We start from the raw sequence: 21,856 nt of genomic DNA, 5'->3' as shown, positions 1-21,856 counted from the left end.
CTAAAGCTGACCGGCTGAAAGCCGGTGGTTTTAACCCTCTGATGGAAAATAAAGGAGGAGCGAAGCGGGGGACATTCGCGAAAAAGAGCACCGTGTCGGCGTGAGTGCCGCCCTGAACAGCAGCGCCCCAACACGCCCTCAAAGCACGTTGGTGAAGCTCGCGTTGCCCAGCCCCGTGCCGATGGTCAACACGCCCCAATGCCGCACATCGCGCATGAAAGGCAACTCGCTCAGGCCCTGCACCACCGCGTCGTTGTGCATCAGCACCAGCGTCGGGCCCGAGCCCATCATCGGCATGCGGCGCCACAGCGCACTGGGCAAGTGGAACGCGTGGCTTTCCCAGTCACCGGGCAGGTTCTGCGCACCGCGTGCAATCGAGCCGTCCTGGCGAATCAGGCCCGGGCAACCGATGCCGATGAAGGGCGCGAGCCGGATCTTCTTGCGCTCGCTGTAGACCACCATGTCTTCGAGCATGTCGGCAATGTGCTCGACCATGTCGCCACGGTTCGGGCCCTCGTCCGCATGGCGCCATTTCTCGCGGCGCACCACCTTGGCCAGCGAGAAGTCGGCCGCCTTGCGATGCCGTGTCTTGACGATGCCGCAGCGCACGTTGGTGCCGCCGATGTCCACCGCAAGGATCGCGTCGTGCTTCTTCAGCATGGCGGGCGGCGTGAGGTGCACCCATCCGATCAGGCCTCCGTCGTCCACGTTGTGCGAGAGGCGTCCGAGCTGCACGTGCACACCCATGTCTTCGAGGATCGCACCCGCTTGCAGAACTGCGCGCTCGCCCACGTCGCTCTCGGGAAAACCGCCGCCGACCACGATGCGCTGCACCTTCTGCCACGAAGGCTGGCGCATGAAGCGTTGGATCACGAAAGCCAGTTCTTCCGCGAATTCCTCGATGGCGCCGTGCATCACGTCGGCGGCTTCGGAGGCTTTTTTCTCCTGCAGCACGCGGTCGAGTTCCCTCTTGCTGAGATCGCGCGAATGCGAGGGGCCCAGCGGGTCCTTGCCCTTCTTGCGACGACGCTTGCGCCAGCGTTCGAGCAGTTCCCTGAAAGCCGTCTGGCTGGCCTGGTCACCGACAAAGCCGTCCTTGTCGCGCAACTGCAGGCTGTAGCCGTCAACCCGCAGGCCCGGCAGCTCGCGCAGGCCGTGGACTTCGGGGCCTGGCAGGTCGCTCTTTTGCGGCTGGGGTGATCGGGCCTTGGTCTTCGACTTGGTCTTGGTGGGCTTGGACTTCATGGCGATCGACTATGGGCCGATGCACGGCCCGGCTGCATCGGCTTCGCGCACCACGGCGTGTAGGAGGCGAACGAATGCGGCGGCAGATCAGACGGCGGGCAGCGACGCCAGCAGCCGATCCGTCAGCGCATTCGACACCCGCCGCGTCACCGCATGGACTTCGAGTTCGAGCGGAAACCCCCGGGGCAATTCGACCCACGCCACGCCGGACGGCGCCAGCCGCTTCAGCCCGGACGGCACGATGGCCAGCCCCAGCCCGCAGGCCACCAATTCGAGAACGGTGGAAGGCTCGGCGGCCTCGTGGCGAATGTCGGGCGAAAAGCCCGCTTGCTCGCAGGCCTGCAGCATTTGCGAGCGCCCCTCCTCCGTGGCCTGTCGGGGCAGAAAGATGAAGTGTTCGCCGTCCAGTGCCTTGGCGCTGGCACGGCGGCCCGAAGCCAATGCGCGGTCGCCCGGAACGGCCAACAGATACGGCTCCCGGGCCACGCGCCGGCTGGCGAGTTCGTTCGCGTCCGATGAGGGCGGTGGCCTGTGCGTGAAGCCGATATCGATCTCCGCGCGGCGCAGCGCCTCGAACTGCGCAGCGGACCGCGACGCATGCAACTGGACCTCGACCTCCGGCGACTGCCGCCTGAGCGCGCGCAATGCCTTGCGCAGCACGCCGGCATGCACCGCGCTCTCCACATGGCCGATGGACATGCTTCCGGCCCGGCCCGTCGCTTCGTCACGCACCCGGGACTCCAGCCGCGCCGAGGCCGACAGCAGAAGCTTGCACTCATCCAGAAACCGCCGACCGGTGGCCGTGAGCTTCAGGCGCTTGCCACTGCGCGCGAACAGGACCAGGCCGAGCCGGGCTTCGAGCGCAATCACTTGCCGGCTGAGCGGCGACTGCGAGATGTGCAGCCGCTCGGCGGCACGCGCGATGCTTTCCGATTCGGCGACGGCCACGAAATAGTGAAGCTGCTGCAAGTCGAGCATTGAGACCTTTCAGGTCTGTTTTCTATTCAAAACGGACGTGGACGAGCATAGACCGAAGCGGAATCATCCGGCGATCGCAACCTCTTTCCTGGAGAAATGAAATGGCTCTCACCCGATTCGGATTCATCGTCACCGGCGCCGGGCTCGACCCGTCGCGCGACCGCTGCGTGCTGGAGGCCGGTGCTTTCCGGATGGTGACCGTCGGCGTGCCCACGGCCGCCGAGGGACCGCAGGCCGCACGCGCGCTGCTGTCCGAAGGCGTCCAGCTCATCGAACTCTGCGGCGGCTTCGGCCCTGCAGGCACCGCGGCGGTGCTTTCGGCCATCGACGGCGCGGTGCCCGTGGGCTCGGTCGGCTACGGGCCGGAATCGATCGATGCACTGGCACGGCTCTTCGCCACCTGAGGCTGCGGGTGGCCGGGCGCCATGCATGTCTATACACTGGCCTGGATGCAATCGCCCCGCCGCACCCTCTGGCGCGCCATCCTGCTCTTCTCGTTGGTCTGGCTCGGTGTCACGGCATCCGCACAAGCCGCCGACGAGACGCTGCGGGTCGGCTCCAAGCGCTTCACCGAGTCGTACATCCTGGCCGAGCTGCTGGCGCAAACCGCTGCGCCGCACACCGCATCGCCGCCCGTGGTGCGGCAAGGGCTGGGCAACACGGCCATCGTCTACGAGGCGCTGCGCTCGGGCGCCATCGACCTCTATGCCGAATACACCGGCACCATCGCGCTCGAAATCCTCAAAGGTTCGCCGGCGGAAACACGCGAGGCGATGAACGCCGCGCTCGCGCCGATGGGCCTGGGCGTGGCCATTCCGCTCGGTTTCAACGACGGCTATGCGCTGGCGGTGCGGGCGGCCGATGCCGACCGGCTCGGCCTGCGCACGCTGAGCGACCTGGCGAAGCACCCCGAACTCAAGCTCGGGCTGTCGAACGAATTCCTCGGCCGCGCCGATGGCTGGAAGGGGCTGGCCTCTCGCTACGGCTTCACGCAGACACCGACCGGCCTCGACCATGGGCTGGCCTACGAGGCCGTGGCGGCGAAGCAGATCGATGCCATCGACATCTACACGACCGACGCAAAGATCGACCACCTCGGCCTGCGCGTGCTGGAAGACGACAAGAAATACTTTCCGCGCTACGACGCCGTGGTGCTCTACAGGCTCGACCTGCCCACACGACTGCCCAAGGCGTGGGCCGCACTTCAAACGCTGGAAGGCAAGGTCGATGAGCACGCCATGATCGCGATGAACGCGCGCGCCGAGCTGCAGAGCGCGCCCTTCGATGTGATTGCGAGCGACTTCATCGCGAGCGCCGGCAAGGACGGCCGTGCGCAGCAGCCGCAAGAGGCCAAGCGCGGCTTCACCGCCAAGCTGTTCGGCCCCGACCTCTGGCAGCTCGCGCGCCAGCATCTGCTGCTGGTGGCGGTGTCGGTGGGCGTCGCCATCCTGATCGGCGTGCCGCTCGCGATTCTGGTGTTTCCGCATCTGCGGCTGCGCGCGCTGGTGCTCGGCTTTGCGGGCGTGCTGCAAACCGTGCCGTCGCTGGCGCTGCTGGCGGTGCTGATCTCGATGCTCGGCGCCATCGGCGCGCTGCCGGCGCTGATCGCGCTCACGCTCTATTCACTGTTGCCGATCATGCGCAACACGGTGACGGGCCTGAGCGAAGTGCCGAACGGCCTGCGGCTGGCCGGCACTGCGCTCGGCATGACGCCGCCGCAGAGCCTGCAACTCGTGCTGCTGCCGCTTGCGCTGCCCACGCTGCTGGCCGGCGTGCGAACGGCCACGGCCATTGCCATCGGCACCGCGACCATCGCGGCCTTCATCGGCGCTGGTGGCTTCGGCGAGCGCATCGTGACGGGGCTGGCGCTCAATGACCGCGAACTGCTGCTGGCCGGCGCGCTGCCGGCCGCCGCGATGGCGCTGCTGAGCGAAGGCATCTTCGAGTTGATCGAACTCGTGATGCGCCGCCGTCGACGCGCACCACCGAGTTCGCTGCCACCAGCCTGAAGATCAGGCCAGCGTGTAGGCGGTCTTCACGGTCGTGAAGAACTCCTGCGCGTACTTGCCCTGCTCGCGCGGGCCGTAGCTGCTGCCCTTGCGGCCACCGAACGGCACGTGATAGTCGACGCCCGCCGTCGGCAGGTTGACCATCACCATGCCGGCCTGGCTGTGGCGCTTGAAGTGCGTGGCGTACTTCAGCGAGGTGGTGGCGATGCCGGCCGAGAGGCCGAACTCGGTGTCGTTGGCGGTGGCCAGCGCTTCTTCGTAGTTCTTCACGCGGATCACGCTAGCGACCGGGCCGAAGATTTCTTCCTTGTTGATGCGCATGGCAGCCGCCGATTCGCTGAACAGCGCGGGCGACATGTAGTAGCCGTCGGTCTCCAGCTTCAGGCGTTCGCCGCCGGCCGCGAGCGTGGCGCCTTCACCCTTGCCGATGGCGATGTATTCCATGTCCTGGTCGAGCTGCGACCTCGACGAGACCGGGCCCACGTCGGTGCCTTGCGCGAGCGCATCGCCGACCTTGATCTTGGCCATGCGCGCCTTCATCGCCTCGATGAACTTCGGGTAGATGCCTTCGGTCACGATGAGCCGGCTCGATGCGGTGCAGCGCTGGCCGGTCGAATAGAAGGCGCTCTGCACGCTCAGCTCCACGGCCTGTGCCAGGTCGGCGTCGTCCAGGATCACCTGCGGGTTCTTGCCGCCCATTTCGAGCTGCACCTTCTTGTGGTTGGTGACGCACTGGATCGCGATGTTGCGGCCCACGCCCACCGAGCCGGTGAAGCTGATCGCATGGATGCCGGGGTGTTGGACAAGCGCCTCGCCGATCACGCTGCCACGGCCCATCACGAGATTGAACACGCCTGCCGGAATGCCCGAGCGGCTGATGATTTCGCTCAGTGCCCAGGCGCTGCCCGGCACGAGGTCGGCGGGCTTGAGCACCACGCAGTTGCCGAAGGCCAGTGCCGGTGCGATCTTCCACGCGGGAATGGCAATCGGAAAGTTCCACGGCGTGATGAGGCCGACCACGCCAACGGGTTCACGCGTGATCTCGACGCCGATGTTAGGGCGCACCGAAGGCAAGACTTCACCCGACAGCCGCAGGCATTCGCCCGCGAAGAACTTGAAGATCTGGCCCGCGCGCGTGGCTTCGCCGATGCCTTCGGCTTTCGTCTTGCCTTCTTCGCGTGCGAGCAGCGTGCCCAGCTCTTCCTTGCGCGCAAGGATCTCGGTGCCGATCTTGTCGAGCGCATCCGAGCGCGCCTGAATGCTGCCCGTGGCCCACCCCGGAAAGGCTGCGGTGGCGGCTGCCACGGCCGCATCGACGTGCGTGGCATCGCCCTGCGTGTACTGGCCCAGCACATCGGCCAGGTTGCTGGGGTTGAGGTTGGGGCTGTAGCTTGCGCCGGCACGCCATTCGCCCGCGATCAGGTTGTCGAAGTTCTGCATGAGGGGTTCCTTGCTTTGCTGCTGCTCGATGAAAAGAAAGAAGCCGGAGCGATGAAGCTCCGGCTGCGGGAATGGAAAACGAAGACTACGCCTTCAACGAACCATGCATGGTTTCTTGTTGTCGAAAGTCCAGTTGGGAATCAGGTATTGCATCGCCTGTGCATCGTTGCGTGCGCCCAGGCCGTGCTTCAGGTAGAGCTGGTGCGCCTTCTCGACTTCGTCCATGTCGAGTTCGATGCCCAGGCCGCCGCGTGTCGGCACCTTCACGAAGCCGCCTTCGATCTGCAGCGGTGCCTTGGTCAGGCGCTGGCCGTCCTGCCAGATCCAGTGGGTGTCGATGGCCGTGACCTTGCCGGGTGCGGCAGCGGCCACGTGCGTGAACATCGCAAGCGACACATCGAAGTGGTTGTTGGAATGCGAGCCCCAGGTCAGGCCCCAGGCCTGGCACAACTGCGCCACGCGCACCGAGCCCTGCATGGTCCAGAAGTGCGGATCGGCCAATGGAATGTCGACCGACTGCAGCGAGAGGCTGTGCACCATCTCGCGCCAGTCGGTGGCGACCATGTTGGTCGCGGTCGGCAGACCGGTGGCGCGGCGAAACTCGGCCATCACCTCGCGGCCCGAGAACACGCCTTCGGCGCCGCACGGGTCTTCGGCGTAAGCCATCACGCCGTGCAGGTCGCGGCACAGGCGAATCGCATCCTGCAGCAGCCAGCCGCCGTTGGGGTCGAGCGTGACGCGCGCTTGCGGAAAGCGCTCGTGCAGTGCGCGGATCGCCTCGACTTCTTCTTCGCCGCGCAGTACGCCGCCTTTGAGCTTGAAGTCGGTGAAGCCGTAGCGCGCATGCGTGGCTTCGGCCAGGCGCACGATCGATTCGGGCGTCATGGCTTCTTCGTGGCGCAGGCGGAACCAGTCGTTGTCGGCGCCGGGGTCGGTTTCGTACGGCAGGTCGGTCTTTTTGCGGTCGCCCACGTAGAAGAGGTAGCCGAGCATCTGCACCGCATCGCGCTGCTGGCCTTCGCCGAGCAATGCCGCGACCGGCACTTCGAGGAACTGGCCCAGCAGGTCGAGCAGCGCGGCTTCGACGGCAGTCACCGCGTGGATGGTCACGCGCAGGTCGAAGGTCTGCTGGCCGCGGCCGCCGCTGTCGCGGCCGGCGAAGGCGCTGCGCAGGCTGTTGAGCACGGCGTTGTGGCGGCCGATGGGCTGGCCCACGATGAGGCCGCGCGCATCTTCGAGCGTCTGGCGGATCTTCTCGCCGCCCGGCACTTCGCCGACGCCGGTGTGGCCGGCGCTATCGGTCAGGATCAGCAGGTTGCGCGTGAAGAAGGGGCCATGGGCGCCGCTGAGGTTCATCAGCATGCTGTCGTGTCCCGCGACGGGAACGACGCGCATGCCGGTGACGACGGGCGCGCCCGACACGGCGTTGGAAATTACGGATTCAGGACTTGTCATCTTCAGGCTCGGTGCTTCAGTCTGCCGTGATGTGGCGGGTGTCGATGAGCGTCTTCCATCGCGTCCATTCACGCAACTGGAAGGCGGTGAAATCTTCGGGCGTGCTGGCGACGATTTCAAGGCCCTGGTCGAGCATGCGCTTCTTCGTCTCTGGGTCCTGCATCGCGGCGATCACCGCGTCGCTCAGCTTCTTCTTCAATGCGGGCGGCAGTCCCTTGGGCGCGGCCATGCCTTGCCACGAGTAGACCTCGGCACCCTTCACACCGGCCTCGGCCAGCGTGGGCACGTCGGGCAGCACGGGCGAGCGCTTGTCGCCGGTAACCGCGATGGCGCGCAGCTTGCCCGCGCGGATGTGCGGCAGCACCGCATTGACGTTCTGGAACGAGAAGTCGACCTGGTTGCCCAGCAGGTCGTTGACTGCCGGCGCGCCGCCCTTGTAGGGCACGTGCACGCCTTCGGTCTTTGTCTGCTGCCAGAAGAGTTCGGCCGAGAGATGGTCGGACGAGCCGTTGCCCGAACTCGCGAACGAGACCTTGCCCGGCGTCTTGCGCAGCAGCGCGAGCACGTCGGCCACCGTGTGCTCGGGCCGCGCGACATTGGCAACGAGCACGTTGGGCGCCTGCACGGGCACGCTGATGTAGTCGAAGTCCTTGGTCGCGTCGTAGGGCACGCTCTTTTGCAGATGCGGCGTGACGACGAAAGCACCGAGCGACGACACCAGCAGCGTGTAGCCATCGGGCGCCGCGCGCTTGACGAAGCCGGTGCCGATGGTGCCGGTGGCGCCGGGGCGGTTGTCGACGACGAAGCTGCCGCCGAGCTTGTTCTGCAACTGCAGCGCCAATGCGCGCGCCACCATGTCGGTGGAACCGCCGGCGGGGAACGGCACGATGATGGTCACCGGCTTCTGCAGCGGCCATGCATCGGCCTGGGCCGAAGCATGCAGGGGCAGCAGCGCGGTGGCGGCGAGCGCAAGGCCCGTCGCAAGCGTTTGTCTTCTGTTCATCATTCGCGTGTCCGGTCAGGGTGCGACGCGCACGGCCTGGCGGGCCAGCAGCTTCCACGTGCCGCCCTGCTTTTGCCAGACGCCGAGGATCTTCAGGCTGACCTTGCCCGGCTTGCCCGAGTCGTTGGTGTCGGCCGTGAGCGTGTGCCGCACGATGGCCGTGCTGCTGTCGACCACCTTGATGGTCTGCTCGGTGATGGCGATGCTGACGAAGTCGGACTTGCCATCCAGCAGGTCGCTGATGAAGCTGGCCTTGGTGTCGACCTTGCCGCCCGAGTGGCCGTAGCTCAGGTCGTCGGCCACCAGCGCGCCGAGCGCGGCGGCGGTCGGGTCGATCATCGCGACGCGCAGGCGCTCGGCGGCCGCGGCCACCTCGGGTTGCGCCGAGGCAGCACTGCCCGCGGGCATCATCGCGCAGCCCGAGAACATGGCGGCCGCGGCGGCGACCAGGAAGAACTTCTTGAAGGACATGACGTGTTGTCTCCGTCGTTTTTGTTGTTGTGCCTGTGCAAGGGGCTTACTGCGGGCCCAGTGCGTCGATCAGCGCCTTGAGCTGTTCCATCTCGCCGGGCTTCAGGTCGGTCAGCGGTGCGCGCACCGGGCCGGCGTCGTGGCCGACGATCTTTGCGCCCGCCTTGACGATGCTCACGGCATAGCCGGGCACGCGGTTGCGCAGCTCGAGGTAGGGCATGAAGAAGTTCTTCAGCAGGCGGTGCTGCGTGGGCAGGTCGTCATTGGCGACCGCGTGATAGAAGTCCATCGCCGTCTTCGGGATGAAGTTGAAGACAGCCGACGAATACACCGGCGTGCCCATGGCCTTGTAGGCCGCGGCATAGACCTCGGCCGTGGGCAGGCCGCCCAGGTAGGCGAAGCGCTCGCCCATGCGCTGGTAGATCGCGACCATGGCTTCGATGTCGCCCACGCCGTCCTTGAAGCCGACAAGGTTCGGGTTGCGCTCGGCCAGGCCGGCCAGTGTGTCGGGCTTGAGGCGGCTCGATGCGCGGTTGTAGACGATCACGCCGAACTTCACGCTCTTGCACACGGCCTCGACGTGCGCGGCCAGGCCTTCCTGGCCGGCTTCGGTGAGGTAGTGCGGCAGCAGCAGGATGCCGTGCGCGCCGGCTTTCTCTGCCGCTTGCGCGCACTGGATGGCAAAGCGCGTCGGGCCGCCGGCGCCAGCAATGATCGGCACCACGCCGCGGCAGGTGTCGACCGCCGTCTGGATGATGCCGGGGTACTCGTCGCCGGTCAGCGAGAAGAATTCGCCCGTGCCGCCGGCCGCGAACAGCGCGCTCGCGCCGTAGGGCGCGAGCCATTCGAGGCGCTGCTGGTAGCCCTTCTTGTTGAAGTCGCCGTTGCTGTCGAAGTCGGTCAGCGGGAACGAGAGCAGGCCGGAGCCCATGATGGTCTTGAGTTCTTGCGGGTTCATCGGGAAAAGTCCAGTGAAGATTGGGAAAGGAAAGAAGGGTTGGCGGCCAGTCAGTCAGTCGAGCCTGACGTTGGCTTGTTGGATCACTTGCGCCCAGCGCGCGCGCTCCTTGGCGAAGAACTGGTCCTGCTCGGGCGCGGCCATGGTCACGACCTCGGCGCCCTGCCCCGCGAGGCGGGCGCGGATGTCGGGTGTGCGGATGATTCGGGTCAATTCGCGGTTGAGCCGCGCGATCACCGCGTCGGGCGTGCCGCGTGCCGCGACCACACCCTGCCAGGTGCCCGACTCGTAGCCGGGCACGCCTTGCTCCGCGATGGTCGGCACGTTGCCGATCAGCGGCATGCGCGTGGCCTTGGACACGGCGATCAGCTTGAGCTTGCCGGCCTGCACCTGCGGGTAGGTGGCGAGCATGCCGTTCATGAGCACCTGGGTCTGGCCCGAGACGGTGTCGAGCACGGCCTGCACGCCGCCCTTGTAGGGCACGTACTCCCACTTGGCGCCGACCTTGCGCTGCAGCTCGATGCCGGCAAGGTGCGCGGTGCTGCCGCTGGCGGTAACGGCAAAGTTCAGATCGCTCTTCTTCGACAGATCGACGAGTTCCTTGAGCGTGCTCGCCTGCACCGAGGGGTGCACCACCAGCAGGTGCGGCGAGTAGGCCAGCATGGCCACGCTGCGCAGGTCTTTCGACGGATCGAAAGGCAGCTTCGGGTACAGCGACGGGCTGATGGCCAGCGCGCCGAGGTCGCACAGCATGACGGTGTAGCCGTCGGCCGGCGCCTTGGCCAGCAGGTCGGCGCCGAGGTTGCCGTTGGCACCGGCGCGGTTGTCGATGATCACCGACTGGCCCAGCGCCTCCGACAGCGGCTGGCTGATGGACCGCGCAATGATGTCGGACGATCCGCCCGGCGGGTACGGAACGATGAGCCTGAGCGGCTTGGACGGCCACGTGCCGCCACTGCCGCTGCCCTGCGCGAATGCGCGCACGGGCAAGGTCGCGGCCAGCGTCGTGGCCAGTGCGGCGCCGAGTGCGCCGCGTCGGTTGATGGTCATGCTTGCTGCCTCCTGTTGTTCGATCTGCCTCATGGCTTCGCCCGGATGTCCGGACAAGAGATCAGTCATCGTACAACTAGAGAAACAAGTTGTCCAGCATGGCTGGACAAAAAACTCAGCGAGAGGGGGAGTTGTCGGACGAAGCAGCGCCGCCTGCTGCAGGCATGCCCACGGAGGCTTCGGCCTTTGCCTTTTGCTGCGCGGCCTCTTGTGCCATGCGCAGCCGTTCACGGCTGTTGGTCAGGTGGATGCGCATGGCGGCGCGGGCCGACTCGGGGTCGCGCCGCGCAATGGCCGCATAGATTTCTTCATGCTCGCGATTGACGCGGCTCAGGTACGGCGCACCGCCGCCCTCATGGGTGCGAATGGCGCTGATGCGCGTGCGCGGAATGATCGTGGTGCCCAGGTGCCGCATGATGTCCGCGAAGTACGGATTGCCGGTCGACTGGGCGATCTGCAGGTGAAAGCGGAAGTCGGGCGCCACCGTGTCGCCGGCCACTGTCACGTTGTGTTCGAAGTCGTCGAGCGCCTGGCGCATGGCGACCAGTTGCTCGTCGGTGCGCCGGCTGGCAGCAAGGCCGGCCGATTCGGTCTCCAGGCTGATGCGCAGTTCCAGCACCGCCAGCACGTCGACCGAAGCGGCGATCTCGCCTGGGTCGAGGCGAAACACCCCACCCGGCCGCGGCTGCAGCACGAAGGTGCCCACGCCGTGCAGGGTTTCGACCAGCCCGCCGGCCTGCAGCTTCGACAGCGCTTCGCGCACCACGGTGCGGCTCACGCCATAGGCTTGCATGATGGCCGACTCGGTCGGCAGCTTGTCGCCGGGGCGCAGCGACTGGCTGCGGATCTTCTCGCCCAGGTCATCCACCAGTCCATGCGCCAGCCCGCGCGCACGCGGGCGCGGGCGCCCCACGAAAGCAGCGCCGGGCGCCGCCGGAGCGGCCGTTTCCGCCGCTTCATCTGACATCAAGGGATTACCCGCAGTCGACTGAACCATGGCCACGATGATAATCTGCAATTAGTTGTACGACAACCGATAACTTATCACTCTGACCTCTTTCGAAGCCGTTTCGCAAGCCGCCTCGTCGGGGGCATTTGCGGTCTCTACGGCACTCACATGAAGTATTCCCTCGACTTCGCTCCGTTGGCATCGTACTGGCCCGTTTTCATCAACGGTGCCTGGCTGACCCTCAAGATGACTGCGCTCGCGGTCGTGATCGGCGTTTGCATCGGCACGCTGGTGGCCTTTGCCAAGCGCAGCAAGATCAGGCCACTCTCGCGTGCCTGCACCGTCTACATCGAGATCGTGCGCAACACGCCCTTCCTGGTGCAGATCTTCCTCCTGTACTTCGGCCTTGCGAGCTTCGGCGTGCGCATGCCGACCTTCGCGGCGGCCGTGCTGGCGATGGTGATCAACATCGCGGCCTATGCGGCGGAGATCATCCGCGCCGGGCTGGAGTCGGTGCCGCGCGGGCAGATCGAGGCGGCCGAATGCCTGGGCCTTTCGAAGTGGCGCATCGGCTGGCACGTGATGCTGCAGCCGTCCATCGAGAAGGTGTACCCCGCCCTCACGAGCCAGTTTCTTCTGATGATGCAGGCCTCGGCCATGGCCTCGCAGATCTCGGCCGAAGAACTCACGGCCATTGCAAACACCGTGCAGTCGGACACCTTCCGCTCGCTGGAGACCTACATCGTGGTCGCGGCGCTGTACCTCGTGCTGTCGCTCTTCATCAAGCTCGTGACCTGGGCGCTGGGCGAGTACCTGTTCCGCCGCCGCCGCGTGGTGCGCCGCGCCGCTGCGCGAGCGGGCAAGGCGCAACCGGCGGCATCGACAGCCGCCGTTGCGATCCACGGGGGCGCCGCATGAGCCTGGGGCACTTCACCTTCACGCACCTGATGTACCTGGTGCAATCCATCGGCTGGACGCTGGTGCTCTCGGCCATCGCCTTCGCGCTCGGTGCCATCGGTGGCTTCGGCCTGATGCTCGCGCGCATCTCGCCGCGCGCCTGGCTGCGCTGGTTCGCGGTGGTCTACATCGAATGCATCCAGGGCATTCCGCTGCTGATCCTGCTGTTCATCGTGTACTTCGGCCTGTCGGTGTACGGCCTCTCGCTGCCCTCGCTGGTGGCGGCCGGGCTGGCGATGATGATTTACGTGAGCGCCTACCTCGGCGACATCTGGCGCGGCTGCATCGAGGCCATGCCCAAGCCGCAGTGGGAAGCCTCCGAATGCCTGGCCCTCTCGCGCTGGCAGACGTTGCGCCTGGTGATCATTCCGCAGGCCGTGCGCCTGTCGCTGCCGCCCACGGTCGGCTTCCTGGTGCAGATCATCAAGATGACTTCGCTGGCCTCGGTGATCGGTTTTGTCGAGCTCACGCGCGCCGGCCAGATCATCAACAACACCATCTTCCAGCCCTTCCTGGTTTTCTTCCTGGTCGGCGCTTTCTATTTCGCCCTGTGCTATCCGCTGTCGCGTTGGAGCGAAGCGATGGAGAAGAAACTCAATGTCGCCAATCGTTAAGCTGGACCACGTCTACAAAAGCTTCGGGAGCAACCAGGTCCTGAAGGGCGTTTCGTTCGAAGTCACCAAGGGCGAGATGATCGCGATCATCGGCGCCAGCGGCTCGGGCAAGAGCACGGCGCTGCGCTGCATCGACCGGCTCGAAGTGATCGACAAGGGCACCATCGAGGTCTGCGGCATCCGCGTCGACAGCCCCAGCGTCGATCTGAAGAAGCTGCGGCTCGAAGTGGGCATCGTGTTCCAGAGCTACAACCTGTTCCCTCACCTCACGGTGCAGGAAAACATCATGCTGGCGCTGCGCCACGTCAAGAAGCAGTCGCGCGGCGAAGCGGCCGACGTGGCCATCCGCGTGCTCGACCAGGTCGGCCTGAAGGCCAAGGCCGATGCCTACCCCGAACAACTCTCCGGCGGCCAGCAGCAGCGCGTGGCCATTGCGCGCTCGCTCGCGATGTCGCCCAAGGTGATGCTGTTCGACGAGGTCACCTCCGCGCTCGACCCGCAACTCACCGGCGAAGTGCTGCGCGTGATGGAAGACCTCGCGGCCGGCGGCATGACCATGCTGCTCGTCACCCACGAGATGGCCTTCGCCAAGCGCCTGGCCAACCGGATCATCTACATGCACCAGGGCACCGTCTGGGAGACCGGCCCCGGCGACATGCTCGACGCGCCCAAGACGCAGGAGCTGCGCACCTTCCTGAACAACGGGCTGTAAGCAGGCGGCCCGGGTCACTTCATTCACTCCATACCAACCAACTCCAGGAGATATTCATGAAACTCGGCACCACCTTCACCCGCACATGCATCGCGCTGGCCCTCGTGGCCGGCGTCGCGCAGGCCGCCATGGCCGACCAGTTGGACGACATCAAGAAGGCGGGCAAGGTACGCGTGGCCATCGCCATGGGCACGCCGCTCTTCAGCTTTGCCGACGCCAACCTGCAGCCCACCGGCTCCGACGTGGACACCGCCACGCAGCTCGCCAAGGACCTGGGCGTGAAGCTGGAAATCGTGTCGATCACCAACGCCGCGCGCGTGCCCACGCTGCAGGCCCAGCGCGCCGACCTCGTGATCGCCGACCTGTCCATCACGCCCGAGCGCGAGAAGGTCGTCGACTTCTCCGTGCCCTACGCCGTCATCAGCATCATCGTGGGCGGCCCCAAGAGCATCAAGGTGACCGACTACGCCGACCTGAACGGCAAGCGCATCGGCCTGACGCGCGCCACGGTGAACGACACGCTCACCACGCAGCAGGCCAAGGGCGCCGAGATCGTGCGCTACGAAGACGACGCCACGCTCATCACCTCGATGGTCACCGGCCAGATCGACCTGTTCTCCAGCACGCCGTCGAACCTGAGCGAGATGGTCAAGCAGGCACCCACCAAGAACCTGGAGCTGAAGTTCGCGCAGAAAGACTTCGACCTGGGCATCGCGCTGAACAAGGAGCAGCCCAAGCTCAAGGAATGGGTCAACAACTGGGTCGTGACGAACCAGAAGAACGGCAAGCTCAACGCCATCTACAAGAAGTACCACGGCCGCGACCTGCCCGAGCGCATCACCAAGCTGTGAACGAGCGAGCAACGATGCAAGACAAGAACAAACTCCATCGCCTGCTGCTGACCGGCGCAGCCGGCGGCCTGGGCAAGGTGCTGCGCGAACAGCTCAAGCCGTTTGCCGATGTGCTGCGGCTGTCGGACATCGCTTCGCTGGCGCCCGCCGCCGATGCGCATGAAGAGGTCGTGCCCTGCGACCTGTCGGACAAGACAGCGGTCGATGCGCTGGTGAACGGCTGCGACGCCATCGTGCACCTGGGCGGCGTGTCGGTCGAGCGACCGTTCGAGGAAATTCTCGAAGCCAACATCAAGGGCGTGTTCCACATCTACGAAGCCGCGCGCCGCCACGGCGTCAAGCGCGTGGTGTTCGCCAGCTCGAACCACGTGATCGGCTTCTACAAGCAGAGCGAGCACATCGACGCGCACGCTGCCCGCCGGCCCGACGGCTACTACGGCCTGTCGAAGTCTTTTGGCGAAGACGTGGCGCAGTTCTACTTCGACCGCTGGGGCATCGAGACCGTGAGCATCCGCATCGGCTCTTCATTCCCCGAGCCGCTCAACCGCCGGATGATGAGCACCTGGCTCAGCTACCGCGACCTGACCACGCTGATCGAGAAGTCGCTGTTCACGCCCGAGGTGAAGCACACGGTGGTCTACGGCATGTCGAACAACCGCGACGTGTGGTGGGACAACAGCGCGGCCGCGCACCTGGGCTTCGTGCCGCAGGACAGCTCGGAGGTGTTCCGCGACAAGGTCGAGGCGCAGCCGCCCGTCGCGCCGACCGATCCGAACGCCATCTACCAGGGCGGCGCCTTCACCGCACAGGGCCCGTTCGGCGATGAACGCTGAACTCGTCCTCGACGCGCGCAACGGCACCGGCGAAAGCCCGGTGTGGCATGCGGGCCAGCAGGCGCTCTACTGGGTCGATATTCCAGCGCGCACGTTGAACCGGTGGCACGCGGGCGAAGGCCATGCGAAATGGACGGCGAACGAAATGATCGCCTGCATCGCGCCGCGCGCCGACGTGCCCGGCGAATGGATTGCGGGCATGGAAAGCGGCCTCTTCTCGCTGCGACCGCAAGCCGACGGCACGCTGGCCGCCACGTCGTTGGCGCCCGTCGAGCACGCAGCCCCGGCCATGCGCTTCAATGATGGCCGCTGCGACCGCCAGGGCCGCTTCTGGGCCGGCACGATGCTGCTCGACATGGCAGCAGGCGCACGCGTCGGCCGCCTCTACAACTACGGCACGGGCGACAGCAACGCCACCCAGCGCCTCGACGATTTCATCGTGCCCAACGGCCTGGCCTTCAGCCCCGACGGCCGCACGATGTACCTCTCGGATTCGCACCCCACGGTGCAAACCATCTGGGCCTTCGACTACGACACCGACAGCGGCACGCCGAGCAACCGCCGCCTGTTCGCCGACATGAAGCCCCTGCCCGGCCGCCCCGACGGCGCGGCGATGGACGTCGACGGCTGCTACTGGATCTGCGGCAACGACGCAGGCCTGGTGCACCGTTTCACGCCCGACGGCCGGCTCGATCGTTCGCTCGAAGTGCCGGTGAAGAAGCCCGCGATGTGCGCCTTCGGCGGCGCCGGGCTCGACACCCTTTTCGTCACCTCCATCCGACCGGGCGGCATCGACCTGTCGGACCAACCACTGGCCGGCGGCGTGTTCGCGCTGCGGCCCGGCGTGCAGGGCATTGCGGAGCCCGCTTTCGGAATCTGAGCCTGTTTGTTGTTCATCCGCTGCGTTTTCTTTTCATCCACCGAGGAGCCATCAAAAATGAAATCACTACAAATGAAGAAGCTGTCGGGCCTGATCGCGATCGGCCTGATCGCCCTCACGGCAAGCAACGTCACCATGGCGCGGACCTTCCGCTCCGCCGAGGTGCACGCCAAGGACTTCCCGACCAACCAGGCGGTGAAGTTCATGGGTGAAGAATTGTCGAAGGCCACCGGTGGCAAGGACAACATCAAGATCTTTGCCGACAGCTCGCTGGGCTCTGAAAAGGACACGGTCGAACAGGTGAAGATCGGCGCGCTCGACATGGTGCGCGTGAGCAGCGCGTCGTTCCACGGCATCGTGCCGGAGTCGGTCATTCCGTCGCTGCCCTTCCTGTTCCGCGACATCGAGCATTTCCGCAAGGCGATGTACGGCCCGGCCGGCGACAAGGTGCTGGCCGCCTTCGAGAAGGCCGGCTTCATCGGCCTGTGCATGTACGAAAGCGGCGCGCGCTCGGTCTACGCCAAGAAGCCGATCAAGTCGGTGGCCGACATGAAGGGCCTGAAGATCCGCGTGCAGCCTTCCGACCTGATGGTGAGCCTGGTGAGTGCCACCGGTGCATCGCCCACGCCGATGCCCATCGCCGAGGTCTACACGGGTCTCAAGACCGGGCTGGTGGATGCCGCCGAGAACAACTACCCCTCGTACGAAGAGGCCAAGCACTTCGAAGCCGCGCCGGTCTACTCCGAGACCATGCACGTCATGACGCCCGAAGTGCTGGTGTTCTCCAAGAAGATCTGGGACACGCTCACCAAGGAAGAACAGGTCGCGATCCGCAAGGCCGCGAAAGACTCGGTGCCCTACTACGTGAAGCTGTGGGAGCCGCGCGAGAAGGACGCCAAGGCGGCCGTCATCAAGGGCGGCGCCAAGATCGTCGCGGCCTCCGAGATCGATCGCAAGGGCTTCGTCGATGTCGAGAAGCCGGTGTGGGACAAGTTCGCGACCACGCCAGAGCAGAAGGCGCTGGTGCAAGAGATCGTCAACATCAAATGAGGCCCACCGTCTTGCTCCCTCCCCTTCCGGGGGAGGGTTGGGGTGGGGGCACGGCGGCCTTGGCCACTGAATGGCGCTCGTTGGGGGCAGCCCCCATCCCAACCTTCCCCCGGAGGGGGAAGGGGCAAGACAGGAAATCCACATGAACCTGCTGACCCATCTGAACGCACGGCTCTCCCGCTGGGCGATGTACGTCGCATGCGTGTGCCTTGTCGGCCTGCTCGGCGTCGTCGTCTACGGCGTGGTGCTGCGCTACGTCTTCAACGACGCCCCGCCGTATGTCGAGCAGGTCGCGCTGCTGCTGGTGATCTCGGTCGCCATGTTCGGCGCCTCCGCCGGCGTGCGGGACGCGGGGCACATCGGTCTCGATTCGCTGGTCAAGGCGCTGCCTGAGAAGGCGCAGTTCTGGTGCAAGGCGCTGGTCTATGTGCTGACCATCGGCTTCGCCATCGCGCTGTTCGCGGGCGGGGCCGAGATGGCCGTGTCCACGCGCGAATCGACGATTCCCACGCTGGGGCTGTCCGAGGCCGTGCGCTACGTGCCGGTTCTCTTCGCGGGGGTGCTGATCACCCTCTTTTCTCTCGAGCACCTGGCTGCTCAATTCACCGGCCGGAAGGTCGTTCCATCATGGCATTGACAGTGCTGTCGCTGAGCTTCGTGCTCTTCCTGCTGCTCGGCATGCCGGTGGCCTTCGCCATCGGGCTGAGCTGCCTGGCGACCTTCGCGTACGAAGGCCTGCCGTTCGAGACCGCCATCCAGATGATGGTGTCGGGCATGAACGTGTTCTCGTTCCTGGCCATTCCGTTCTTCATCTTCTCGGGCGAGCTGATGCTGCATGGCGGCATCGCCGACAAGATCGTCGCCTTCGCGCGCAGCCTGGTCGGCCACTGGAAGGGCGGGCTGGGCCTTGCCAACGTGGTGGCGTCCACGCTCTTCGGCGGCGTCTCGGGCTCGCCGGTGGCCGACACCTCGGCCATGGGCGGCGTGATGATCCCGATCATGAAGCGCGAGGGCTACAGCGCGGCCTATGCGGTGAATGTGACGACGCATGCATCGCTCTCGGGCGCGCTGATGCCGACCTCGCACAACATGATCATCTATGCCTTCGCCGCGCAGGCCGCGGTGGGCACGATCGACGGGCACATCATCAAGGGCGTGTCCATCGGCGACCTGATGTTCGCGGGGCTGATCCCGGTGTTCTGGATCATGGTGTGCATGCTGATCGCCGCCTACTGGCAAGCCGCCAAGCACGGCTACCCCAAGCGCACCGATGGCAGCACGATGGTCGAGCGCTTTCCGGGCTGGGGCACGGTGTCCAAGACTTTCCTGGCGGCGATTCCCGGCCTGATGGTGATCGTGATCATCCTGGTCTGCGTGATGCAGGGCGTGGCAACAGCCACCGAGGCGGCGGCCATCGCGGTGACGTATTCGCTATTGCTCACCGTGGTGGCCTACCGCACCATGACGCGCGAAAAGCTCTTCAAGTCGCTGGCCAAGGCCTCGAAGACCACGGGCGTGATCCTGCTGCTGATCGGCGTGTCGAACATGCTGCGCTACCAGATGGCCTACCTGGAGATTCCGGACGCCATCGAAACGGTGCTGCTGGCCGCGACTTCGAGCCCCTGGCTGATGCTGCTGTACATCAACATCATCCAGATCTTCCTGGGCATCTTCCTGGACATGGCGGCGCACATCCTGATCACCACGCCGCTGTTTCTGCCGCTGGCGATCCAGATGGGCGTGGGCCCGGTGCAGTTCGGGATGATGCTGTTGCTGAACTGCGCGCTGGGCCTCGTGCACCCGCCGGTGGGCACGGTGCAGTTCATCGGCTGCGCGATAGGGAAGATATCCATCGGGGAGGCAACGAAAACGGCCTGGCCCTACTATCTGGCGATCTTCATCGCCATCACCCTGGTGACCTACGTGCCGGCCTTCTCCACCTGGCTGCCCACGATGCTGACCGGCCACAAGGTGCTGTAAGCAACAAAGGCCCTCACGATGAGCAATGCCGCCGCCGGAGCCTCGCCGCTCTACATCCGCATCCATGCCAACGACAACGTCGCCATCGTCGCGAACGATGGCGGCCTGAAGGCCGGTGCCACGTTCGCCGACGGCCTCGTGCTGGTGGACAACGTGCCGCAGGGCCACAAGGTGGCGCTGGCCGACCTGGCCGAAGGCGAGGCGATCAGGCGCTACGACGTCGTGATCGGCTACGCGCTCAAAGCCTTGCCGCGCGGCAGTTGGGTGCACGAGCGCGTGATGCGCATGCCGGTCGCACCTGAGCTGGACGGCCTGCCCATTGCGACCATCAAGCCCCCTGCCCTGCCGCCGCTGGAGGGCTACACCTTCGAGGGCTATCGCAACGCCGACGGCTCGGTGGGCTCGCGCAACATCCTCGCCATTACCGAGACGGTGCAATGCGTGGCCGGCGTGATCGACTTCGCGGTGCAGCGCATCAAGGCCGAGCTGCTGCCGAAGTACCCGAACGTCGACGATGTGGTGGCGCTCGCGCACAGCTACGGCTGCGGCGTGGCCATCGACGCGCCCGACGCCATCGTGCCGATCCGCACGCTGCGCAACATCAGCCTCAACCCGAACTTCGGCGGCGAGGTGATGGTGGTGAGCCTGGGCTGCGAGAAGCTGCAGCCCGAGCGGCTGCTGCCGCCGGGCAGCATTCCCATCGCCGACAAGCGCGGCGAAGCCGATGGCGATGCGGCGCTCGACGTGGTCTGCCTGCAGGACGAGGAGCACGTCGGCTTCATGTCGATGATCGATTCGGTGATGCGGCAGGCCGAAACGCACCTGGTGCGCCTGAATGCGCGCCGCCGCGAGACCGTGCCCGCCAGCGAACTGGTGGTGGGCGTGCAGTGCGGCGGCAGCGATGCCTTCTCGGGCGTCACCGCCAACCCGGCAGTGGGCTTTTGCACCGACCTGCTGGTGCGCGCGGGCGCCACCGTGATGTTCTCGGAAGTGACCGAGGTGCGCGACGGCATCGACCAGCTCACCTCGCGCGCGTCCTCGCCCGAGGTGGCGCAGGCCATGATCCGCGAGATGGCCTGGTACGACGCCTACCTGCAGAAGGGCCGCGTCGACCGCAGCGCCAACACCACGCCGGGCAACAAGAAGGGCGGGCTGTCGAACATCGTCGAGAAGGCGATGGGCTCCATCGTCAAGTCGGGCTCGGCACCGATCACCGGCGTGCTGGCACCGGGCGAGAAAGCCACGCAGAAGGGCCTGATCTACGCCGCCACGCCGGCCAGCGATTTCATCTGCGGCACGCTGCAGCTGGCCGCCGGCATCAACCTGCATGTGTTCACCACCGGACGCGGCACGCCCTACGGGCTGGCCGAAGTGCCGGTCATCAAGGTCGCCACGCGCAGCGACCTCGCGCGCCGCTGGCACGACCTGATGGACGTGAACGCGGGTCGCATCGCCGATGGCGAGGCCAGCATCGAGGACGTGGGCTGGGAACTGTTCCGCCTGATGCTCGACGTGGCCAGCGGCCGCAAGAAAACCTGGGCGGAGCACTGGAAGCTGCACAACGCGCTGGTGCTGTTCAACCCCGCGCCCGTCACCTGAAACACCTTCACACGGAGCTACTCATCATGGAAGACCTCAAGGGCAAGACCGCGCTCGTCACCGGCGCGAGCACCGGCATCGGCGCCGCGGTGGCCATTGCGTTCGCCGCGCGCGGCATGCGCGTGGCGGTGCACTACAACAGCTCGGCCGACGCGGCGAACCAGGTGGTCGCCACCATTCGCGCGGCAGGTGGCACGGCCTTCGCGGTCAAGGCCGATGTGCGCGACACCGCGGCGATCCGCGACTGCGTGAAGCAGACGGCTGCACAGTTCGGCCGCATCGACGTGCTGGTCAACAACGCCGGCAGCCTGGTCAAGCGCGTGCCCATCGCCGAGTTCGACGATGCGTTGTTCGATGAAGTGATGCACATCAACGCGCGCTCGGTGCTCGCCTATTGCCGCGAGGTGGTGCCGCTGATGCGCGCGCAGGGCGGCGGCAACATCATCAACGTGACCTCGGTTGCGGCGCGCACCGGCGGCGGACCGGCCGCGTACCTGTATGCGGGCTCGAAGGGTTTCGTGAGCACCGCGACGCATGGCCTGGCGAAGGAACTGGTGGGCGACCGCATCCGCGTCAACGCGGTGGCGCCGGGCGTGATCCAGACGCCCTTTCAGGACCGCTTCTCGACGCCCGCGATGCTGGAGAACTTCCGCGCCAGCATTCCGATGGGCCGCATCGGCACATCCGAGGAATGCGTCGGCGCCTTTTTGTATCTCGCCTCGGAACAGCTCTCGGGCTATGTCACGGGGCAGGTGATCGAAGTGAACGGCGGGCAGTACATGCCCTGAGTTCCATCGCTTTTTCTTTTCTGCAACCCAAGAC

Annotated in this window: 22 protein-coding genes; 13 read left to right on the top strand and 9 right to left on the bottom strand. The window is 66.0% G+C overall.

Annotated features, from left to right (window positions below; all coding sequences use genetic code 11):
* Nucleotides 1–138: 138 nt before the first annotated feature.
* Nucleotides 139–1,245: an ROK family protein gene (locus ACSFB7_RS30000; RefSeq protein WP_435475964.1), complete on the bottom strand. Its 1,107-nt coding sequence runs from the start codon at nt 1,243–1,245 to the stop codon at nt 139–141.
* A gap of 87 nt (nt 1,246–1,332) precedes the next feature.
* Nucleotides 1,333–2,223 (bottom strand): LysR substrate-binding domain-containing protein, encoded by an 891-nt coding sequence (locus ACSFB7_RS29995; RefSeq protein WP_435475963.1) that lies wholly within the window; start codon nt 2,221–2,223, stop codon nt 1,333–1,335.
* 101 nt (nt 2,224–2,324) lie between these two features.
* On the opposite strand from ACSFB7_RS29995, the gene ACSFB7_RS29990 reads away from it, so the two are divergent.
* Nucleotides 2,325–2,627 carry a DUF6506 family protein gene (locus ACSFB7_RS29990; RefSeq protein ID WP_435475962.1) on the top strand — a complete coding sequence of 101 codons (303 nt, stop codon included), beginning with the start codon at nt 2,325–2,327 and terminating at the stop codon, nt 2,625–2,627.
* A gap of 21 nt (nt 2,628–2,648) precedes the next feature.
* The gene (locus ACSFB7_RS29985) at nt 2,649–4,232 is read left to right on the top strand and encodes an ABC transporter permease/substrate-binding protein (RefSeq protein ID WP_435475961.1); all 1,584 of its coding nucleotides are present in this window, start codon (nt 2,649–2,651) and stop codon (nt 4,230–4,232) included.
* Between the two features lie 3 nt (nt 4,233–4,235).
* On the opposite strand, the gene ACSFB7_RS29980 is transcribed toward ACSFB7_RS29985, so the two are convergent.
* From ACSFB7_RS29980 to ACSFB7_RS29950, 7 genes are all read right to left on the bottom strand, one after another.
* Nucleotides 4,236–5,672 carry an aldehyde dehydrogenase family protein gene (locus ACSFB7_RS29980; protein ID WP_435475960.1) on the bottom strand — a complete coding sequence of 479 codons (1,437 nt, stop codon included), beginning with the start codon at nt 5,670–5,672 and terminating at the stop codon, nt 4,236–4,238.
* A gap of 93 nt (nt 5,673–5,765) precedes the next feature.
* Entirely contained in the window at nt 5,766–7,127 is a 1,362-nt protein-coding gene (gene gudD / locus ACSFB7_RS29975; RefSeq protein WP_435475959.1) for a glucarate dehydratase, read from the bottom strand.
* Nucleotides 7,128–7,143: 16 nt separating this feature from the next.
* A complete protein-coding gene (locus ACSFB7_RS29970; protein ID WP_435475976.1) occupies nt 7,144–8,130 on the bottom strand; it encodes a Bug family tripartite tricarboxylate transporter substrate binding protein in 987 nt (328 codons plus the stop codon).
* A 15-nt stretch (nt 8,131–8,145) separates the two neighbouring features.
* Complete coding sequence (locus ACSFB7_RS29965; protein WP_435475958.1) at nt 8,146–8,601, bottom strand: nuclear transport factor 2 family protein; 456 nt, start codon at nt 8,599–8,601, stop codon at nt 8,146–8,148.
* Nucleotides 8,602–8,647: 46 nt separating this feature from the next.
* Entirely contained in the window at nt 8,648–9,559 is a 912-nt protein-coding gene (gene kdgD, locus ACSFB7_RS29960; RefSeq protein ID WP_435475957.1) for a 5-dehydro-4-deoxyglucarate dehydratase, read from the bottom strand.
* A 54-nt stretch (nt 9,560–9,613) separates the two neighbouring features.
* The gene (locus ACSFB7_RS29955) at nt 9,614–10,609 is read right to left on the bottom strand and encodes a Bug family tripartite tricarboxylate transporter substrate binding protein (RefSeq protein ID WP_435475956.1); all 996 of its coding nucleotides are present in this window, start codon (nt 10,607–10,609) and stop codon (nt 9,614–9,616) included.
* Nucleotides 10,610–10,724: 115 nt separating this feature from the next.
* Nucleotides 10,725–11,606 (bottom strand): FadR/GntR family transcriptional regulator, encoded by an 882-nt coding sequence (locus ACSFB7_RS29950; RefSeq protein WP_435475955.1) that lies wholly within the window; start codon nt 11,604–11,606, stop codon nt 10,725–10,727.
* A gap of 120 nt (nt 11,607–11,726) precedes the next feature.
* Between ACSFB7_RS29950 and ACSFB7_RS29945 the strand changes: the two genes are divergently transcribed.
* From ACSFB7_RS29945 to ACSFB7_RS29895, 11 genes are all read left to right on the top strand, one after another.
* Nucleotides 11,727–12,476, top strand: coding sequence for an amino acid ABC transporter permease (locus tag ACSFB7_RS29945; protein WP_435475954.1), 750 nt, complete (start codon nt 11,727–11,729; stop codon nt 12,474–12,476).
* Nucleotides 12,473–13,129 carry an amino acid ABC transporter permease gene (locus ACSFB7_RS29940; protein ID WP_435475953.1) on the top strand — a complete coding sequence of 219 codons (657 nt, stop codon included), beginning with the start codon at nt 12,473–12,475 and terminating at the stop codon, nt 13,127–13,129. Before ACSFB7_RS29945 ends, ACSFB7_RS29940 begins: the two co-directional genes overlap by 4 nt.
* Nucleotides 13,113–13,841, top strand: coding sequence for an amino acid ABC transporter ATP-binding protein (locus tag ACSFB7_RS29935; protein WP_435475952.1), 729 nt, complete (start codon nt 13,113–13,115; stop codon nt 13,839–13,841). Before ACSFB7_RS29940 ends, ACSFB7_RS29935 begins: the two co-directional genes overlap by 17 nt.
* A 56-nt stretch (nt 13,842–13,897) precedes the next feature.
* A complete protein-coding gene (locus tag ACSFB7_RS29930) occupies nt 13,898–14,692 on the top strand; it encodes a transporter substrate-binding domain-containing protein (RefSeq protein WP_435475951.1) in 795 nt (264 codons plus the stop codon).
* A 14-nt stretch (nt 14,693–14,706) separates the two neighbouring features.
* Nucleotides 14,707–15,525 carry an NAD-dependent epimerase/dehydratase family protein gene (locus tag ACSFB7_RS29925; RefSeq protein ID WP_435475950.1) on the top strand — a complete coding sequence of 273 codons (819 nt, stop codon included), beginning with the start codon at nt 14,707–14,709 and terminating at the stop codon, nt 15,523–15,525.
* On the top strand, nt 15,515–16,405 hold the full coding sequence (locus ACSFB7_RS29920) for an SMP-30/gluconolactonase/LRE family protein (protein ID WP_435475949.1): 891 nt from the start codon (nt 15,515–15,517) through the stop codon (nt 16,403–16,405). The genes ACSFB7_RS29925 and ACSFB7_RS29920 overlap by 11 nt, the downstream gene beginning before the upstream one ends.
* Nucleotides 16,406–16,462: 57 nt before the next feature.
* Complete coding sequence (locus tag ACSFB7_RS29915) at nt 16,463–17,455, top strand: TRAP transporter substrate-binding protein (RefSeq protein WP_435475948.1); 993 nt, start codon at nt 16,463–16,465, stop codon at nt 17,453–17,455.
* A 142-nt stretch (nt 17,456–17,597) separates the two neighbouring features.
* Entirely contained in the window at nt 17,598–18,092 is a 495-nt protein-coding gene (locus ACSFB7_RS29910) for a TRAP transporter small permease (RefSeq protein ID WP_435475947.1), read from the top strand.
* Nucleotides 18,083–19,435: a TRAP transporter large permease gene (locus ACSFB7_RS29905; protein ID WP_435475946.1), complete on the top strand. Its 1,353-nt coding sequence runs from the start codon at nt 18,083–18,085 to the stop codon at nt 19,433–19,435. The genes ACSFB7_RS29910 and ACSFB7_RS29905 overlap by 10 nt, the downstream gene beginning before the upstream one ends.
* A gap of 18 nt (nt 19,436–19,453) precedes the next feature.
* A complete protein-coding gene (gene garD / locus ACSFB7_RS29900; protein WP_435475945.1) occupies nt 19,454–21,034 on the top strand; it encodes a galactarate dehydratase in 1,581 nt (526 codons plus the stop codon).
* Between the two features lie 26 nt (nt 21,035–21,060).
* A complete protein-coding gene (locus ACSFB7_RS29895; protein ID WP_435475944.1) occupies nt 21,061–21,822 on the top strand; it encodes an SDR family NAD(P)-dependent oxidoreductase in 762 nt (253 codons plus the stop codon).
* Nucleotides 21,823–21,856 lie beyond the last annotated feature (34 nt).

Origin of the sequence: Variovorax raffinosi, from assembly GCF_051216615.1 — a bacterium.
In the GTDB taxonomy this organism is placed as follows: Bacteria; Pseudomonadota; Gammaproteobacteria; order Burkholderiales; family Burkholderiaceae_C; genus Variovorax.
The sequence above is the reverse complement of the archived record's forward strand: the minus strand, read 5'-3'. Positions and strand labels throughout refer to the sequence as shown.

Coding starts and splice junctions, on each gene's coding strand:
- ACSFB7_RS29935 (WP_435475952.1), top strand. CDS start 13,113: ATGTCGCCAATCGTTAAGCTGGACCACGTCTACAAAAGCTTCGGGAGC.
- ACSFB7_RS29930 (WP_435475951.1), top strand. CDS start 13,898: ATGAAACTCGGCACCACCTTCACCCGCACATGCATCGCGCTGGCCCTC.
- ACSFB7_RS29950 (WP_435475955.1), bottom strand. CDS start 11,606: ATGGTTCAGTCGACTGCGGGTAATCCCTTGATGTCAGATGAAGCGGCG.
- ACSFB7_RS29915 (WP_435475948.1), top strand. CDS start 16,463: ATGAAATCACTACAAATGAAGAAGCTGTCGGGCCTGATCGCGATCGGC.
- ACSFB7_RS30000 (WP_435475964.1), bottom strand. CDS start 1,245: ATGAAGTCCAAGCCCACCAAGACCAAGTCGAAGACCAAGGCCCGATCA.
- garD (WP_435475945.1), top strand. CDS start 19,454: ATGAGCAATGCCGCCGCCGGAGCCTCGCCGCTCTACATCCGCATCCAT.
- ACSFB7_RS29910 (WP_435475947.1), top strand. CDS start 17,598: ATGAACCTGCTGACCCATCTGAACGCACGGCTCTCCCGCTGGGCGATG.
- ACSFB7_RS29980 (WP_435475960.1), bottom strand. CDS start 5,672: ATGCAGAACTTCGACAACCTGATCGCGGGCGAATGGCGTGCCGGCGCA.
- ACSFB7_RS29955 (WP_435475956.1), bottom strand. CDS start 10,609: ATGACCATCAACCGACGCGGCGCACTCGGCGCCGCACTGGCCACGACG.
- ACSFB7_RS29990 (WP_435475962.1), top strand. CDS start 2,325: ATGGCTCTCACCCGATTCGGATTCATCGTCACCGGCGCCGGGCTCGAC.
- ACSFB7_RS29895 (WP_435475944.1), top strand. CDS start 21,061: ATGGAAGACCTCAAGGGCAAGACCGCGCTCGTCACCGGCGCGAGCACC.
- kdgD (WP_435475957.1), bottom strand. CDS start 9,559: ATGAACCCGCAAGAACTCAAGACCATCATGGGCTCCGGCCTGCTCTCG.
- gudD (WP_435475959.1), bottom strand. CDS start 7,127: ATGACAAGTCCTGAATCCGTAATTTCCAACGCCGTGTCGGGCGCGCCC.
- ACSFB7_RS29945 (WP_435475954.1), top strand. CDS start 11,727: ATGAAGTATTCCCTCGACTTCGCTCCGTTGGCATCGTACTGGCCCGTT.
- ACSFB7_RS29925 (WP_435475950.1), top strand. CDS start 14,707: ATGCAAGACAAGAACAAACTCCATCGCCTGCTGCTGACCGGCGCAGCC.
- ACSFB7_RS29905 (WP_435475946.1), top strand. CDS start 18,083: ATGGCATTGACAGTGCTGTCGCTGAGCTTCGTGCTCTTCCTGCTGCTC.
- ACSFB7_RS29940 (WP_435475953.1), top strand. CDS start 12,473: ATGAGCCTGGGGCACTTCACCTTCACGCACCTGATGTACCTGGTGCAA.
- ACSFB7_RS29995 (WP_435475963.1), bottom strand. CDS start 2,223: ATGCTCGACTTGCAGCAGCTTCACTATTTCGTGGCCGTCGCCGAATCG.
- ACSFB7_RS29920 (WP_435475949.1), top strand. CDS start 15,515: ATGAACGCTGAACTCGTCCTCGACGCGCGCAACGGCACCGGCGAAAGC.
- ACSFB7_RS29985 (WP_435475961.1), top strand. CDS start 2,649: ATGCATGTCTATACACTGGCCTGGATGCAATCGCCCCGCCGCACCCTC.
- ACSFB7_RS29965 (WP_435475958.1), bottom strand. CDS start 8,601: ATGTCCTTCAAGAAGTTCTTCCTGGTCGCCGCCGCGGCCGCCATGTTC.
- ACSFB7_RS29970 (WP_435475976.1), bottom strand. CDS start 8,130: ATGAACAGAAGACAAACGCTTGCGACGGGCCTTGCGCTCGCCGCCACC.